The organism is Gellertiella sp. DMC107 (assembly GCF_056313605.1).
Genome location: NZ_JBQUZZ010000003.1, coordinates 324,945 through 339,717 on the forward strand (window position 1 = coordinate 324,945; position 14,773 = coordinate 339,717).

Consider the following 14,773-nt stretch of genomic DNA (forward strand, 5'->3'; position numbering starts at 1 on the left):
CAGCATGGCGCCACGATTTGCCACAAATCGTTGGGGGGCACGTTTGCGGCGAAAGGCGCGGAAAGGCAAGCCTTAATTCGCGATCTTCGCCTGCATTGCGGCACCATGAGTGGCAGCGAGCAGCCGGAGATCGGCAAGCTGCTTCTGGTATTCCGCTTCGGTCATCTTGCCCGCCTGCCGAGAGGCGGTCAGGCCGGCCATCTGGGCCTGGATACGGGTTGCCTCCGAATCGTCCATCTGACTGTTGGCGGCCGTGATCGGCGGTCCGAAAGTGGGATAGTTGCCAGAATTGGCAATGGCTGGCTTGACGGCGGATACGGGCTGCGTGCCGGTAACGACGACCTTCGGAGCATACTGGGCGGCCGTCCGCGGCGTGGCCGTGCTGCACGCCACGGCCGCACATCCGGCACCGGCGAGAAGAAGAGTCTTAACGGCTGTCCTGAACATGATCTGCGCCTGTATTTGTTGAAACTTTTGCGTGTTTCGATCTTGCCAACGCAGACGCTTTACAGCCTGCGCTTTAACAGTTCGCCTGGCACCCTAGACAAGAGTTGAAACCTCGCGTGCTGGTACTTGTATTCAAATTCGGTCAGAATGTACAAACGGAAATGGATGGATCATGCACCGGGAGGACAATGCGTGACCGAAAAGACGGAACAGGCCACCGGCAGCGGGCCCACCTTCGGCACCATCGATCCCAAGGCGATAGAACCCTATATCGTCAAGGATCCAGAGGCGATGGCCATCAATGTGGCGCGCATGGTGGAAAATCTGGGCAAGGCCGCATCCGCCTGGATCGAGCCCCGTGAAAAGGGCGAGGTTGCCGATTCGGTTTCGGAACCCATGGCCGACATGGTGAAGACCCTGTCCCGGGTCTCGGAATACTGGATGTCCGACCCGCGCCGGGTTCTCGAAGCCCAGACCCATCTGCTCGGCAGCTATTTCCAGATATGGTCCCGCAGCGTCCAGAGGCTTTCGGAAGATCCTTCGTCCGCCGTCCCCTCGCCGCCTCTGAAGGACAAGCGCTTTTCCGATGCGGATTGGGTCAAGAACCCTTTCTTCGACGTCATCCGTCAGGTCTACATGGCCACCGCGGATTGGGCGGAGCGCATGGTTGCCGATACGCAGGGGCTTGACGAGCATACCCGCCACAAGGCGCAGTTTTACATGAAGCAGGTGACCGCGGCGCTGTCGCCTGCCAATTTCATCGCAACAAACCCGGAACTCTACCGGCAAACCGTCTCCTCATCCGGCTCGAACCTGGTGAAGGGCATGCAGATGCTTGCGGAAGATATCAAGGCAGGCGGCGGAGAGCTCCGGATCCGGCAGACCGATACCACCAAGTTCGCGGTGGGCAAGAACCTTGCGATGACCCCCGGTCAGGTCATCGCCCAGAGTGATGTCTGTCAGGTCATCCAGTATTATCCGACGACCGAAACCGTTCTGAAGCGCCCGCTGCTGATTTGCCCGCCCTGGATCAACAAATTCTATATTCTCGACCTCAACCCGCAGAAATCCTTCATCAAATGGTGCGTGGACCAGGGGCACACGGTGTTCGTGATTTCCTGGGTGAACCCTGATGAGCGGCATCGGGACAAGGATTGGGAAAGCTATATTCGGGAAGGCGTGGATTTTGCACTTTCCACCGTCGAGAAATCGACGGGCGAAAAGGACGTGAATGCCATCGGCTATTGTGTCGGGGGAACCTTGCTGACCGCGGCGCTTGCGCTACACGCGAAAGAAAAGAACCGTCGCATCCGTTCGGCGACGCTCTTTACGACGCAGGTCGATTTCACCCATGCGGGCGATTTGAAAGTCTTCGTCGACGAGGACCAGCTTTCGGCCCTCGAAGACCGGATGGCGGAACATGGCTACCTCGACGGCTCCAAGATGGCCGCAGCCTTCAACATGCTGCGCTCGTCCGAACTGATCTGGCCCTATTTCGTGAACAATTACCTGAAGGGTCAGGAACCCATGCCCTTCGATCTTCTCTACTGGAATTCCGACTCGACGCGAATGCCGGCAGCAAATCATTCCTTCTATCTCCGGAATTGCTATCTCAACAACACGCTGTCGAAGGGCGAGATGAAGCTTGCGGGCAAGACCGTCTCCCTCAAAGACATCAAGATACCGATCTACAATCTCGCGACCCGCGAGGATCACATCGCGCCAGCGAATTCGGTGTTTCTGGGCTCCCAGAAATTCGGTGGGCGCGTCGATTTTGTCCTGACCGGTTCCGGGCACATTGCCGGCGTGGTCAATCCGCCCGACAAGGGCAAATACCAGTACTGGACCGGCGGCCCGGTGCAAGGCGCTTACGAAGACTGGCTGGAAGAGGCTGAGGAAATGCCCGGCTCCTGGTGGCCGCATTGGCATGCCTGGATCGAGAAGGAGGATGGCCGGCGGGTCAAGGCGCGGCAGCCGGGTGGCGGCCATCTGAACGCCATCGAGGAAGCGCCGGGCTCCTATGTCATGGCGCGCGTATGAGCGTGAAAACCGCAGGCCCTTCCGGTGCAGTTTGAACGTCCTCTGGTTTCCGGCCGCCTGATCCAGCGTTACAAGCGCTTTCTTTTCGATGCGGAACTGGACGATGGCTCGGTCATTACCGGCTCTTGCCCCAATACCGGTTCCATGCAGGGGCTCACGGCGCCGGGCTCCCGCATTTTCATGTCGGAACACGACAGTCCCACCCGGAAATACCGGCACATGCTGGAGATCGTCGAAGCGGATGGCACGCTGGTCGGCATCAATACCGGTTTGCCGAACCGGCTGGCGGAAGAGGCCATCCGTGCCGGGCTCATTCCTTCCCTTGCGACCTACGAACGGACGGAACGGGAGCGGAAATACGGTAGAAATTCACGGATCGACCTTCTGCTGTCCGGCGCCGGCCTGCCGCTGGCCTATGTGGAAGTCAAGAATGTGCATTTTATCCGGAAGCCGGGTCTGGCCGAATTTCCCGATACGGTCACCGCGCGCGGCGCGAAGCATCTGGAAGAGCTGGGGGACATGGCCGAGGCTGGTCACCGCGCGGTGATGCTTTACCTGATCCAGCGGGAAGATTGCCTGCGATTTGCGCTGTCGGAAGATCTGGACCCGGTCTACGGGCGGGCATTCAGACGGGCAAAGGCACGCGGCGTGGAGGCCTATGCCGTGAAATGCCGTATCAACGCGCTGGAAATTGTGCCTCTTCAGGCAATCCCGATAGACGACGACACCATGCCTGCATTATGAAAAGACAAGAAACAGCGATTTGATCCGGGTTATTGAGTGATGGTGAATTACATCGAGGCATTTTCCGCGCCGATGCGCAACACGGGCGCCATACGGCTATATGGGCCGGATGCGTTCGACGGAATGCGCAAAGCCTGCCAATTGACGGCCCGTTGCCTTGATGCCCTGGTGCCGATGGTGAAGCCCGGCGTGACGACCAATGCCATCGATCGCTTCGTGTTCGAGTTCGGCATGGACCACGGCGCACTTCCGGCCACGCTCAATTATCGGGGATATACGAAATCCAGCTGTACCTCGATCAATCACGTCATCTGTCATGGCATTCCCGATGACAAGCCGTTGCGCGAAGGCGACATCGTCAACATCGATGTGACCTATGTGCTGGATGGCTGGCATGGCGATTCCAGCCGGATGTATCCGGTGGGTGAAATCAAACGCGCCGCCGAGCGGCTGCTGGAAGTCACCTATGAATGCCTGCTCCGGGGCATCGCGGCCGTCAGACCCGGTGCGCGGACCGGGGCAATCGGCGAAGCCATTCAGACCTATGCGGAAGCCGAAAGATGCTCGGTGGTGCGGGATTTTTGCGGGCACGGCGTCGGTCGCCTGTTTCATGATGCGCCCAATATCCTGCACTATGGCCGCTCGGATGAAGGTCCCGAACTGCGCGAAGGCATGATCTTCACGATCGAACCGATGATCAACCTCGGTCGACCGCATGTGAAGGTTCTGTCGGATGGCTGGACGGCGGTTTCGCGCGACAGATCGCTGTCGGCGCAATATGAGCACGCGGTCGGGGTGACGGCAACGGGTTGCGAGGTGTTTACTCTTTCGCCTGCGGGGCTCGACCGGCCCGGCCTTCCTCCGCTCAAGGGCTGACTGCCATGGCCTCGAACTTTCCCCTTGCAGCCCGGCAGGGCGAAAGAGTTGAGGCCCCAGCATGAGCCGCCGACCGCCGCTGATGCCCGGTGACGAACTCTTTCCCCTGCCCCCTGGCGGCGAAGGAGACGAGAGGGGATTTTTCCTCGAATCCGTCAATCGACAGAAGTCGCCCATCGGAAAGAACGAAAGTGGTGATCGTCCGGCCCCGGCCCATTATCACGGACATCGGGAACGATTGCGCGAGCGGTTCCGTGAGCAAGGCGAAGCGGCGCTTGCCGATTACGAGTTGCTCGAGCTTTTCCTCTTTCGTCTCCTTCCCCGCCGCGACACCAAACCGATTGCGAAAGCGCTGATCGACCGCTTCGGGACACTGGGTGGCGTCTTTGGCGCGTCGCCGGTGCTGCTGCAGGAAGTTGACGGTATCGGCGAGACGGTCGCCCTGGAGCTCAAGCTCTTCGCGGCACTTTCCAGCCGGACGCTGAAGCGGGAAATACGGGGCAAACAAGTCTTAAGCTCCTGGTCTGCCTTGATCGATTACTGCCATGCGATCATGGCCCATGAGCCTGTCGAGCATTTCCGCATCATCTTCCTCGACAAGCGGAACGCGGTGATTGCGGACGAGATCCAGGGCCGCGGTACGGTGGATCATACGCCCGTCTATCCCCGCGAGGTCGTCAAACGGGCGCTGGAACTTTCCGCCACGGCAATCATTCTGGTTCATAATCACCCTTCCGGTGACCCGACGCCCTCCCGTGCGGATGTGGATATGACAAAGACGATCATCGAAGTTGCGATGCCGCTCGGCATCACCGTGCACGATCACGTCATCATCGGCCGGGATGGCCATGCGAGCCTGCGCGGGCTCAGGATGATCTGACCGGCTGGTGATCATCCGCGCTGCTCTCGCCGGGCCAATCAGGCCTGGAACGGCCGGACATGACAGACGTCAAGCGGGTTGGCGCAAGGCTCAGGCAGGCGTCGCTAACGAAACAGTTATCTTGATCTATTAATCATAGAGTCAACGAGGTTTCCCCTTGTCCTTGCTCTTCCTGTCAAAAGGTTCGGTAGCTTCATGATACATTACGATTTCATCGTCGTCGGAAGTGGTCCGGCAGGTCGCCGCGGCGCCATTCAGGCTGCCAAGCTCGGCAAACGGGTGCTGGTGATCGAAAAGGGCACCCGTGTGGGCGGTGTATCGGTTCACACCGGCACCATTCCTTCGAAAACACTGCGCGAGACGGCGCTCAATCTGACCGGCTGGCGGGAGCGCGGCTTTTACGGCCGCAGCTATCGCGTCAAGCAGGAGATCAGCGCGGAGGATCTTCGCCGTCGCCTGCTGATCACGCTGGATCATGAAGTCGAGGTGCTCGAACACCAGTTTGCCCGCAATCGGGTGCAGCATATGCGTGGCAAGGCCGTCTTTATCGACAGCCATACGCTGGAGGTGGAGAAGGCGGATGGCGAGGTCGTTCGCGTGCATGGGGCTGCGATCCTGCTGGCCGTCGGCACCCGCCCTCACCGTCCCACAAACATTCCCTTTGATGGAAAATCCGTGCTCGACAGCGACGAGCTTCTCGATATCCAGGAGCTGCCCCGTTCGATGGTGGTGATCGGCGCCGGCGTGATCGGCATCGAATATGCCACGATCTTTTCGGCGCTCGATACGGCTGTGACGGTCGTGGAACCGCGCAACACCATGCTCGACTTCATTGACAAGGAGATCGTGGAGGATTTTTCCTACCAGCTGCGCGACCGGAACATGAAGCTCCTGTTCGGGCAAACTGCCGATCAGGTGGAAAAGCTGGACAATGGCAAATGCCGCGTCACGCTTCAGAACGGTCGCACGCTGAATGCCGATATGGTGCTGTTTGCCGCCGGTCGCGTCGGCGCAACCGATACACTCAATCTAGAAGCCGCCGGGCTGGAAGCCGACAATCGCGGTCGCCTGAAGGTCAACCCGGAAACCTTCCAGACGGATGTGCCGCATATCTACGCCGCCGGCGACGTGGTCGGCTTCCCGAGCCTTGCGTCGACATCCATGGAACAGGGGCGCATCGCCTCGCGACATGCGGTCGGCGCCCCGTATCAGGATCCGCCGCAATACTTCCCTTACGGCATTTATGCCGTCCCGGAGATATCCACCTGCGGACTGACCGAAGAGGAAGTCAAGCAGCGGGGCATTCCCTATGAATGCGGTATTGCCCGCTTCCGCGAGACCTCCCGTGGCCATATCATGGGTCTCGACAATGGCATGCTGAAGATGATCTTCTCGCTGAAAACCCGCCGGTTGCTTGGCGTCCACATCGTCGGTGAAGGTGCGACCGAACTCGTTCACATCGGACAAGCTGTTCTGAACCTGAAGGGCACCGTCGAGTATTTCGTCGAAAACACCTTCAATTACCCGACGCTTGCCGAAGCCTACAAGATCGCTGGTCTCGATGCGTGGAACCGCATGGGCGAAATCGAGCGCCCGCAGCAACAGACCACGGCGAAGAGCGCGTAACAGCTTCGCCTTCCCCCACTTCATCGCATGAAAAACCCGCCGGATCGCTCCAGCGGGTTTTTCGATGTCCCGGAAGGGAAGCGCCGATTACTCGGCGCTGTCTTCTGCAGCCTTCTTCTTCGGCGCAGCCTTCTTCTTCGGTGCTGCGGCTTCTTCGCCTTCAGCAGCGGCTTCGGCCTTTGCAGCCTTCTTCTTCGGAGCAGCCTTCTTCTCGGACTTGGCTTCAGAAGCCTCGTCTTCGTCGTCAGCCATCAGGGCTTCCTTGGAAACGACCTTGTCGGTCACTTCAACCTGCGACAGCAGGTGATCGACAACCTTTTCTTCGAAGATCGGAGCGCGCAGCGAAGCGGCGGCACCCGGGGTCTTGCGGAAGAATTCGATGATCTCCTTTTCCTGACCGGGGAACTGGCGCAGCTGATCGTAGAGAGCGCGCTGCATTTCGTCCTCGGAAACTTCGATGCCGGCCTTCTCGCCGATTTCGGAGAGGACGAGGCCGAGACGAACGCGACGCTCGGCGAGCTTGCGATATTCTTCGCGAGCCTTTTCCTCGGTCGTGTCTTCATCGTCGAAGGTCTTGCCGGACTGGGCGAGATCGGTGTTGATCTGGCGCCAGATGTTTTCGAACTCGGCGTCAACCAGGCGGGAAGGCGTTTCGAACTGGTACAGCCCATCGAGCTGGTCGAGGATCTGACGCTTGACCTTCTGGCGGGTAACCGAGCTGTACTGGCCTTCGATCTGGCCGCGGACGATTTCCTTCAGCTTGTCGGCGGATTCGACACCCAGCTTCGAAGCGAGTTCATCATTGATCTCGACTTCGCCGGCAGCGGCGACTTCCTTGACGGTGATGTCAAAGGTGGCTTCCTTGCCGGCCAGGTTGGTTGCCGGGTAGTCGGCGGGGAAGGTTACGGTGATGACCTTCTCATCGCCAGCCTTCAGGCCGACCAGCTGCTCTTCGAAGCCGGTGATGAAACGGCCGGAGCCGAGAACGAGCTGTGCGTCCTCATCCTTGCCGCCGTCGAAGGGCTCGCCGTCGACCTTGCCGAGGTAATCCATGGTCACGCGGTCGCCATCGGCGGCCTTGCCCTTCTTCGGCTCGAAGGAACGGGCGCTTTCGGCAATGCGCTTGATCTGCTCGGTTACTTCGTCTTCCGCGATCTCCACGACTTCACGGGTGACCTTGAGGCCTTCTACAGACTTCAGCTCGAAGGACGGGATGATTTCGTAGGACAGGGTGAATTCGAAATCTGCCTGGGCGCTGAGGATCTTCTCGGCTTCGCCCTGGTCTTCCGTCATCGACACTTCCGGCTGGGTGGCAGACTTTTCGCCACGCTCGGAAAGGATCGCGGTCGGACGTTCGCGGACGATATCGTTGACCAGCTCGGCCATGATCGACTTGCCGTACATCTTCTTCAGATGACCGACCGGCACCTTGCCGGGACGGAAACCGTTGATCTTCACGCGGTCCTTCACGTCAGCCAGACGTTCGTTCATCTGGGCTTCCATGTCCTTGGCCGGAATCACGACCTTCAACTCGCGCTTCAGGCCTTCCGAGAGCGTTTCGATTACCTGCATGTTCGTACCTTTATTTCATGGCGGCCGTGCCCAGCCAGCCGGTTGTTCGGTGGGCACGTCGTCGGGTTTTCCCGCGCGGCCTCTTGAAGAAATTCCTTACATCTTGCCCCGAGCAAGATGGCGCCGGAACGGTTTTGCCGCGAACCGGGCTTTCACCCCGTCGCGGCCAGCGGCTATTCTGGTGCGGGTAGAGAGACTTGAACTCCCACGCCTTGCGGCACCAGAACCTAAATCTGGCGTGTCTACCAATTTCACCATACCCGCGCCCATGAATCCGATGCCTGCGCAAAGGCCTTCCGGAGCGCGGCGTCTCTATATCACCCGTTTTGACGCGCGCAAAGGGAAAATGACGCTTCGGTGAAGCCTATACCCCGCTCATGACGCGGGCTTCGGAGGCTCCGGTTCGACGCGAAGCGATGCGATGCGAGCCGTGCCATCCGGCATGATGCGCGCATCTACCAGAATTCGGCTGTCATTCCTCGCCTTCTCCAGTTCCTTCCCCTGCCCTTCCGGCACGTAATATCGCTCCAGCCCGTATTCGAGAGAGAAGGAAGACGGCGGCGGCGAGGACGGCAGGTAGGAAAATGGATGGGACCGGATGACCACATTGCCCTTTGCCGGCTCCAGTGGGGAGAAGGATGCGATCAGCGGATGCCAGACGCCATCCGCCTCGGGGGCCAGTTCCACGTAAAGCATGGCGTCTCCGGTGGCCTGTGGCCAATCGCCGACGATTTGGCCGCTTTCAATCCGGGAAATGTCGTAGCTCAAGACAACATATTCCCCGCGAAAAAGGTCGCGTGGATCAACGGGCACGGTCCTGAGCGTCACCGGAACGCCGTCTGCCAGTATGGCAGTGCCCTCCCGGATCATCGAAGCCAGTATGCCGGTCTGCATGGTGGCGGCCAGTATGGCGGCAATCACGAGCCGCCGACGCGAGAGCCCAGTCGGGTAAACCATCCTCATGCTCCCCTTTCTGCATGGATTGCGGCGAACCGTCGTTCAAGTCTGATCACCAGCCAGCCCACCGCGGCCAAAATGAGCCCCGCTCCCAGGAACAGGCCGGAAGTGCCGAGGATAGAACCGACCACTTCCATGGAGAGATACAGAATCTCCAATGCGAAGACGGCATAGCCGCAATAGCGGATGGCGCCATTGTCGCGCCCCTCGAGCGCGATCGCCAGCACGGCAAAACCGGCACTGGCGATGGCAGGCCAGGAATTCGCCAATGTGCTCGCTCCCGAACCGAAGAAATCGCCCCGGTCGATCTGATAGAGCAACAATCCCATAAGCGTGAGGGCAAAGGCATAAAAGCCCGGCGCCGGGCCGGCATTGCGCGCCAGGCGGTGAAGCGGAGAGACAGGAAGGGCCGCTGCCAGGAAAAGAACAAGGCCAAGAAGGGCAATTTCCGGTCCGGTTACAGGCAGTTGATGATCGATATAAATCCAACCGATCCAGGAAAAGAGCAGGACATAGGCCAGATGACGCGCCCGCATAGCGCCGGTGTAATAGGCAAAGGCAATCACCAGGACAGCCTGAATGAGCGGTACATAGAACCAGGGATTGGACGGTCCGCCCCTCGCCTCCGAAACCATCACGCCAAACTGGAAGAGGGCAAGCAGACCCGTCACATAGGTAAGCGCGCCCGAGCGATAGAGCAGCGTCGACGCGGCGGCCATGGAGAACCAGAGGAAGGCGGCAGACATGCCGTCTCCCGAGAGATTAAACATCTGTCCGATCAACGCTATCGACGCACCGAAGCTAGCGGTGCCCAACACCAGGAACAGACCCGGAAGGTAGGAAGATCCGCGATCTGCCGTAAACGACGCCAGCCCGTGAAAGCCCCAGACGGCCGTGAGCAAGAGCCCGACGCGAAGCCAGCGATCCAGCCCTTCCCAGTTCGATGCAATGAAAAGCAGAATGGCAGCGGAGAGAAGCACCGCAGCCAGCATGACAAGGACACGACCGACGGTAAAGCTCTGAGGACGGGAATCGAATTCCCGGAGCGCCGCCTGTGCCGCATCCGCCGGCATGATTCCCTGACTGACCCAAAGGTCGAGATCCCGTTTCAATCTGCCCCGATACATCTCTTCCGCCCCTCCTGATGCTGAGGCAAAAGCTAACGCATCGCCGGAGGTTGCGGAAGACCAGTCGAGCCTATGTTCAAAAATGAACCCTGAGCGCACAAAAAATGGGCAAGGACCTCCTCCAGGACAGGATTTGTTAAGCTTTCGGCAAGGAATGTACGCAATAATCAAATCAGGCTCATATACGAAGCTTAGATATGCATGTGTAGCATGTCTGCCCCCAGTGTTCAGGGGATGGCAATCGTCCAGTCCGGTTGCCTTGTGCGCGGCGCATTTTGTGGACGCTTCCCAATGTGTTCGCGCAAAATTGTCTGTCTTGTCAGTCTTCCTTATCGATTTTTCGCATCCACGCGCTGGATGCAAGCGTTCTGAAACCGTCCTACCTCCTCCCGGGCTGGTTTCATCGACGGCCGGTTTTTCCTCTCCTCCCGGGGACCGGCCCAGACTAGAGACCCTTCGACCATGCGTCGAAGGGTCTTTTTTTGTCTTCAAATACGGGAAAACCCTGGGAAACGCCGCTTGATTTTACCATTTGGCCCAAATCATGGCCGGCTGGCGGGGAATTTCAGGGTTTGTGACGGCTGTATGGCGTGAAATTCACGGGGTCATGCATTTAGTGCATAGGTGACCTGCCAGAAGAGCGCTGTTCATTTTGTGCGTCGCAACATACATAGGGTTCAACGAATTCGGCAGGCGCCTCCCAAGACCGCCGCCCTACAATGTGAAAAAGGAAGACGACCATGAACATCGCACGTAGCTTCAGCAACTGGCGCAAGTACCGTCAGACCATCAACGAACTCGGCCGCATGTCCAACCGCGAACTGCACGATCTGGGCATCCACCGCTCGGAAATCCGCCGCGTCGCCAAGGAAGCCGTCGGCATCTGATTTCACCGATTTCCGTCTTTGACGGCACAAAATCGGTATAAAAAATACGCATCTGAAGCGCCCCTCCTCCGGGGCGCTTCTTTTTTGTTTGAAATGCAGCAAACGGCTGCAAATGAGAGAAACCTGATACATGGCGCAGGGGAAACAATACGACATTGTCGTTTTGCTCTGATTGCGACTTGTGGATCCACCAAAAAGACGCAAACGCGCCTGCTTTTGACCCGGGTTCCGGATTAGACAATACGCAGATCGCCGGAGTGATCCCAATCCTCCCAAGCCGCATTAACCGGGCATCCGGAAAATGCATATCAGCCCGGCGAATATTGCAGTGCACATCACTCCTGTACGAGTGTATAAGAAACGCAACGAAACGATGAAGCGAGACTTCATCACCGAGATTGAACGAAGGATGACCGCCATGAACCCGATTCGCGCCGCCAAGAACTGGATCAACTACCGCCGCACGCTGAACGAGCTGGGCTCGCTCTCCAACCAGACCCTGAACGATATCGGCATCACCCGCCACGATATCCGTTCCATCGCGGCTCGCAATTTCCGCTAATCGCTTGGGTGTTGCGTAGCGACTTCCCTTCAAGACGGCGCCCCTGAGGCGCCGTTTTTGATTCCGGGCGATTGGAAGCAACTCTTTGCCGTGATAAGCAGCCGCCCATGACACACGCTCAGAACTCAAAACCCATCCATGTGATCGGCGGCGGACTGGCCGGATCGGAAGCGGCCTGGCAAATCGCCCAAGCGGGTATTCCCGTTATCCTGCACGAAATGCGCGGGGTTCGTGGAACCGATGCGCATAAAACCGACGGACTGGCCGAACTCGTCTGCTCCAACTCCTTCCGCTCCGATGACGCAACCAGCAATGCGGTGGGCGTCATCCATGCGGAGATGCGCCTGGCAGGCTCACTGATCATGCGCGCCGCAGATTCCCATCAGGTGCCGGCCGGCGGTGCGCTTGCTGTCGACCGGGACGGTTTCTCCGATGCGGTAACGGCGGCGATTGCCGATCATCCCCTCATCACGCTTGTGCGCGAAGAGATTTCGGGGCTGCCGCCCGCCGAGTGGGACAGCGCGATCATTGCGACGGGGCCGCTCACCGCGCCCTCGCTGGCGGAGGCCATCCGGCAGGAAACCGGCGAAGAGGCGCTCGCCTTCTTCGATGCGATTGCACCCATCGTCCATCGCGACAGCATCAATATGGACATATGCTGGTATCAGTCCCGCTACGACAAGGTCGGACCGGGGGGCAACGGCAAGGATTACATCAACTGCCCGATGGACGAGGCGCAGTATGCTGCCTTCATCGATGCCCTGATTGCCGGCGACGCGGTGGGCTTCAAGGAATGGGAGGGCACGCCGTATTTCGACGGCTGCCTGCCGATCGAAGTGATGGCCGAAAGAGGCCGCGAAACCTTGCGCCATGGCCCCATGAAGCCCATGGGCCTTACGAACGCGCATAATCCCACCGTGAAGCCGTACGCGGTCGTCCAGCTCCGGCAGGACAATGCGCTCGGCACGCTGTACAATATGGTCGGTTTCCAGACCAAACTGAAATATGGGGCTCAGGCCGACATTTTCCGCATGATCCCGGGATTGGAGAATGCCGAGTTTGCACGACTGGGCGGCCTGCATCGCAACACCTATTTACAGTCGCCCCGCTTGCTCGATTCCACCCTGACGCTGAAAACGCGGCCAGGTCTGCGCTTTGCCGGTCAGATCACCGGTTGCGAAGGCTATGTGGAAAGCGCCAGCATCGGCTTGCTTGCCGGACGCTTCGCTGCGGCGGAACGGCTGGGCGGCAAGCCATCGGTGCCGCCTGCTACCACGGCACTCGGCGCGCTGCTCAATCACATTACCGGCGGTCACATCATCTCGGACGACGAGCCGGGCAAGCGATCCTTTCAGCCGATGAACATCAATTTCGGTCTTTTTCCAGAACTGGAGGCCGGGGCGATGCAGCGTCCGGACGGGTCGAAGCGTCTTCGCGGAAAAGAAAAGACCGTCTTCAAGCGCCAGCTACTGGCGCGCCGGGCGCTGGACCACTGTGGCGAATGGCTCGGGAAAGGCCTTTTGCAGGCCTGATACCCATTTCGACCTTCGTGCGCCTTGATGAAAGGCGCATGGTCCCGCGATCAGTAAAGGTCGCGCTAGACGGGGTAGCCCTGCCCGTGCGGCAGGGGCGCCCTGCTGCTTTCCGGCACGAAATTGCCGAGAAGCCAAAGCGAGACTTCGGCCGTATCTTCCGGATTCGCGAACGTGAATGTGCCACTGTGGTGGGGAGCATCGGCAAAATCGATGCGCAGTCCGCGGCCATCCGGGGTTCCGGAAACCTGGACGGTGCCCGGGTGAATCAAATGGCAGGAATAATGGCCGCGCATGCTGCGCATAAAGCCGGCCTTGTTATCGTGCAGGCGCACGAACACCACTTCGCCGTTGGCTGTCGCATGGAGCTGCCGGATTGCTTCGTGGGGAAAAGCGCGTCCAAATTCCACGATGGCCAGTCCCGTATCGTGAAAACCCGTCTCCTCCGATTTTTCACCAAGCCGGTTCGCCCGGTAGGCCACCCAGAAGATGCCCCCCAGCAAAATGGACCAGACCAGCATGCCAAAACTCATCGAATGCACTCCTCTGCGGCGATCAGCATACCCGCTCATCTGGAGATTGCGTTAGCAGTCCAAGCTTGATTGTAACTGTTGGATATAGGCCGCCTGAACCGTCGGGAAACCGGTGCGGCCAGCGGTCCGGCGTCAGAAGCGATGGCGCCACAAAAACATCGCCATGGACAGCTGGCGCCGCCATTGGGCGGGCCTCAACCGACCGGCAAGCACCTGCCCGCCATCCTTGGCGGCTGCGGCGAGCATCGTCCGCACGGGTGCCAGCGGGAGGTAAGCTGCGGCAAGGCTGTCCGGCAGCCTCTGTCCGGGCGACGACGCCTTGGCGAGGTGATCCAGACCATAACCGGCGAAAGCCTGGATCGCAGCTTTGACCTTGGCGGTCTCTTCACCGGCCAGAAAGCTCTCCCGGTCGAGGCCGGTCGACGCCAGGACCGGTTGGGGAAAGTAGACCTGTCCCCTCGCCCTGTGGTTCGGGAGAAGAAGCAAGGCGCCGGCGACCGCCTGGGCAACGCCGGCATGGCCTGCGATCTCCGCGCAGGACGGTGCCGTCTCCGGATCCACGACCAGACTGGCCAATTGCAGGAGGGAAGACGCCGTTTCGCCTGCATAGCCTTCGAAGGCGGCAAGGGTTTCCATCGGATCGTCATACAGATCGAAGATCCGCGCCTCGGTCATCGCCGCCAATGGAGGGACCGGCAACCGGTGGCGGTCAATGGCCTCCAGCAGTTCGGCGGCAACCGGATTGGCGGCGGTTGCGCCATGTGCCTGCCCCTCAAGCAGGTCGCGCCAATACTGAAGGCGAATTTCCCCCGGCAAAGGCTCATGCACCACATCGCGAACACGGGCCAGTTCAGCATTGAAAAGGTAGAGCGCGGTCAATGCCCGGCGTTTGTCTTCCGGCGACAACAGGACAGCAAGATACCGATCGATATCCAGCTCGCGCAGAGACGCCAGGCAGAGTGCCGCATTGTCCGCGGGGTCGCTCATCGC

General features: G+C 59.5%; 14 protein-coding genes and 1 tRNA gene. 8 read left to right on the top strand and 7 right to left on the bottom strand.

Annotated elements, in window-relative coordinates; translation table 11 throughout:
- Positions 1-72: 72 nt before the first annotated feature.
- Complete coding sequence (locus ACT54B_RS12340) at positions 73-393, bottom strand: SHOCT domain-containing protein (protein ID WP_476045234.1); 321 nt, start codon at positions 391-393, stop codon at positions 73-75.
- A 246-nt stretch (positions 394-639) separates the two neighbouring features.
- Between ACT54B_RS12340 and ACT54B_RS12345 the strand changes: the two genes are divergently transcribed.
- The 5 genes from ACT54B_RS12345 (at position 640) to sthA (ending at position 6,613) form a co-directional block, all read left to right on the top strand.
- Positions 640-2,487 carry a PHA/PHB synthase family protein gene (locus ACT54B_RS12345; protein ID WP_476045235.1) on the top strand — a complete coding sequence of 616 codons (1,848 nt, stop codon included), beginning with the start codon at positions 640-642 and terminating at the stop codon, positions 2,485-2,487.
- Positions 2,488-2,511: 24 nt separating this feature from the next.
- Positions 2,512-3,231, top strand: coding sequence for a DNA/RNA nuclease SfsA (gene sfsA / locus ACT54B_RS12350; RefSeq protein ID WP_476045236.1), 720 nt, complete (start codon positions 2,512-2,514; stop codon positions 3,229-3,231).
- A gap of 39 nt (positions 3,232-3,270) precedes the next feature.
- Complete coding sequence (map, locus tag ACT54B_RS12355) at positions 3,271-4,107, top strand: type I methionyl aminopeptidase (protein ID WP_476045603.1); 837 nt, start codon at positions 3,271-3,273, stop codon at positions 4,105-4,107.
- Between the two features lie 61 nt (positions 4,108-4,168).
- The gene (gene radC / locus ACT54B_RS12360; RefSeq protein ID WP_476045237.1) at positions 4,169-4,987 is read left to right on the top strand and encodes a RadC family protein; all 819 of its coding nucleotides are present in this window, start codon (positions 4,169-4,171) and stop codon (positions 4,985-4,987) included.
- Between the two features lie 195 nt (positions 4,988-5,182).
- On the top strand, positions 5,183-6,613 hold the full coding sequence (gene sthA / locus ACT54B_RS12365; protein ID WP_476045238.1) for a Si-specific NAD(P)(+) transhydrogenase: 1,431 nt from the start codon (positions 5,183-5,185) through the stop codon (positions 6,611-6,613).
- Between the two features lie 87 nt (positions 6,614-6,700).
- Here sthA and tig read toward each other — a convergent pair whose 3' ends face one another.
- The 4 genes from tig to ACT54B_RS12385 form a co-directional block, all read right to left on the bottom strand.
- Complete coding sequence (gene tig, locus ACT54B_RS12370) at positions 6,701-8,185, bottom strand: trigger factor (protein ID WP_476045239.1); 1,485 nt, start codon at positions 8,183-8,185, stop codon at positions 6,701-6,703.
- A 179-nt stretch (positions 8,186-8,364) separates the two neighbouring features.
- Positions 8,365-8,449: transfer RNA gene (locus tag ACT54B_RS12375), tRNA-Leu, on the bottom strand.
- Between the two features lie 111 nt (positions 8,450-8,560).
- Positions 8,561-9,142 carry a GDYXXLXY domain-containing protein gene (locus ACT54B_RS12380; RefSeq protein ID WP_476045240.1) on the bottom strand — a complete coding sequence of 194 codons (582 nt, stop codon included), beginning with the start codon at positions 9,140-9,142 and terminating at the stop codon, positions 8,561-8,563.
- A gap of 2 nt (positions 9,143-9,144) precedes the next feature.
- On the bottom strand, positions 9,145-10,269 hold the full coding sequence (locus ACT54B_RS12385; RefSeq protein ID WP_476045242.1) for a DUF2157 domain-containing protein: 1,125 nt from the start codon (positions 10,267-10,269) through the stop codon (positions 9,145-9,147).
- Positions 10,270-11,009: 740 nt separating this feature from the next.
- On the opposite strand from ACT54B_RS12385, the gene ACT54B_RS12390 reads away from it, so the two are divergent.
- From ACT54B_RS12390 to trmFO, 3 genes are all read left to right on the top strand, one after another.
- On the top strand, positions 11,010-11,156 hold the full coding sequence (locus ACT54B_RS12390; RefSeq protein WP_476045243.1) for a DUF1127 domain-containing protein: 147 nt from the start codon (positions 11,010-11,012) through the stop codon (positions 11,154-11,156).
- A 418-nt stretch (positions 11,157-11,574) separates the two neighbouring features.
- Positions 11,575-11,718 (top strand): DUF1127 domain-containing protein, encoded by a 144-nt coding sequence (locus tag ACT54B_RS12395; RefSeq protein WP_183366257.1) that lies wholly within the window; start codon positions 11,575-11,577, stop codon positions 11,716-11,718.
- Between the two features lie 107 nt (positions 11,719-11,825).
- A complete protein-coding gene (trmFO, locus tag ACT54B_RS12400; RefSeq protein ID WP_476045244.1) occupies positions 11,826-13,250 on the top strand; it encodes a methylenetetrahydrofolate--tRNA-(uracil(54)-C(5))-methyltransferase (FADH(2)-oxidizing) TrmFO in 1,425 nt (474 codons plus the stop codon).
- Between the two features lie 65 nt (positions 13,251-13,315).
- Here the strand turns inward: trmFO and ACT54B_RS12405 are convergent, their stop codons facing one another.
- Both ACT54B_RS12405 and ACT54B_RS12410 read right to left on the bottom strand, forming a co-directional pair.
- A complete protein-coding gene (locus ACT54B_RS12405; RefSeq protein WP_476045245.1) occupies positions 13,316-13,783 on the bottom strand; it encodes a hypothetical protein in 468 nt (155 codons plus the stop codon).
- 132 nt (positions 13,784-13,915) lie between these two features.
- Positions 13,916-14,770, bottom strand: a complete 855-nt coding sequence (locus ACT54B_RS12410) for a phytoene/squalene synthase family protein (RefSeq protein ID WP_476045246.1) — start codon at positions 14,768-14,770, stop codon at positions 13,916-13,918.
- Positions 14,771-14,773: the final 3 nt, after the last annotated feature.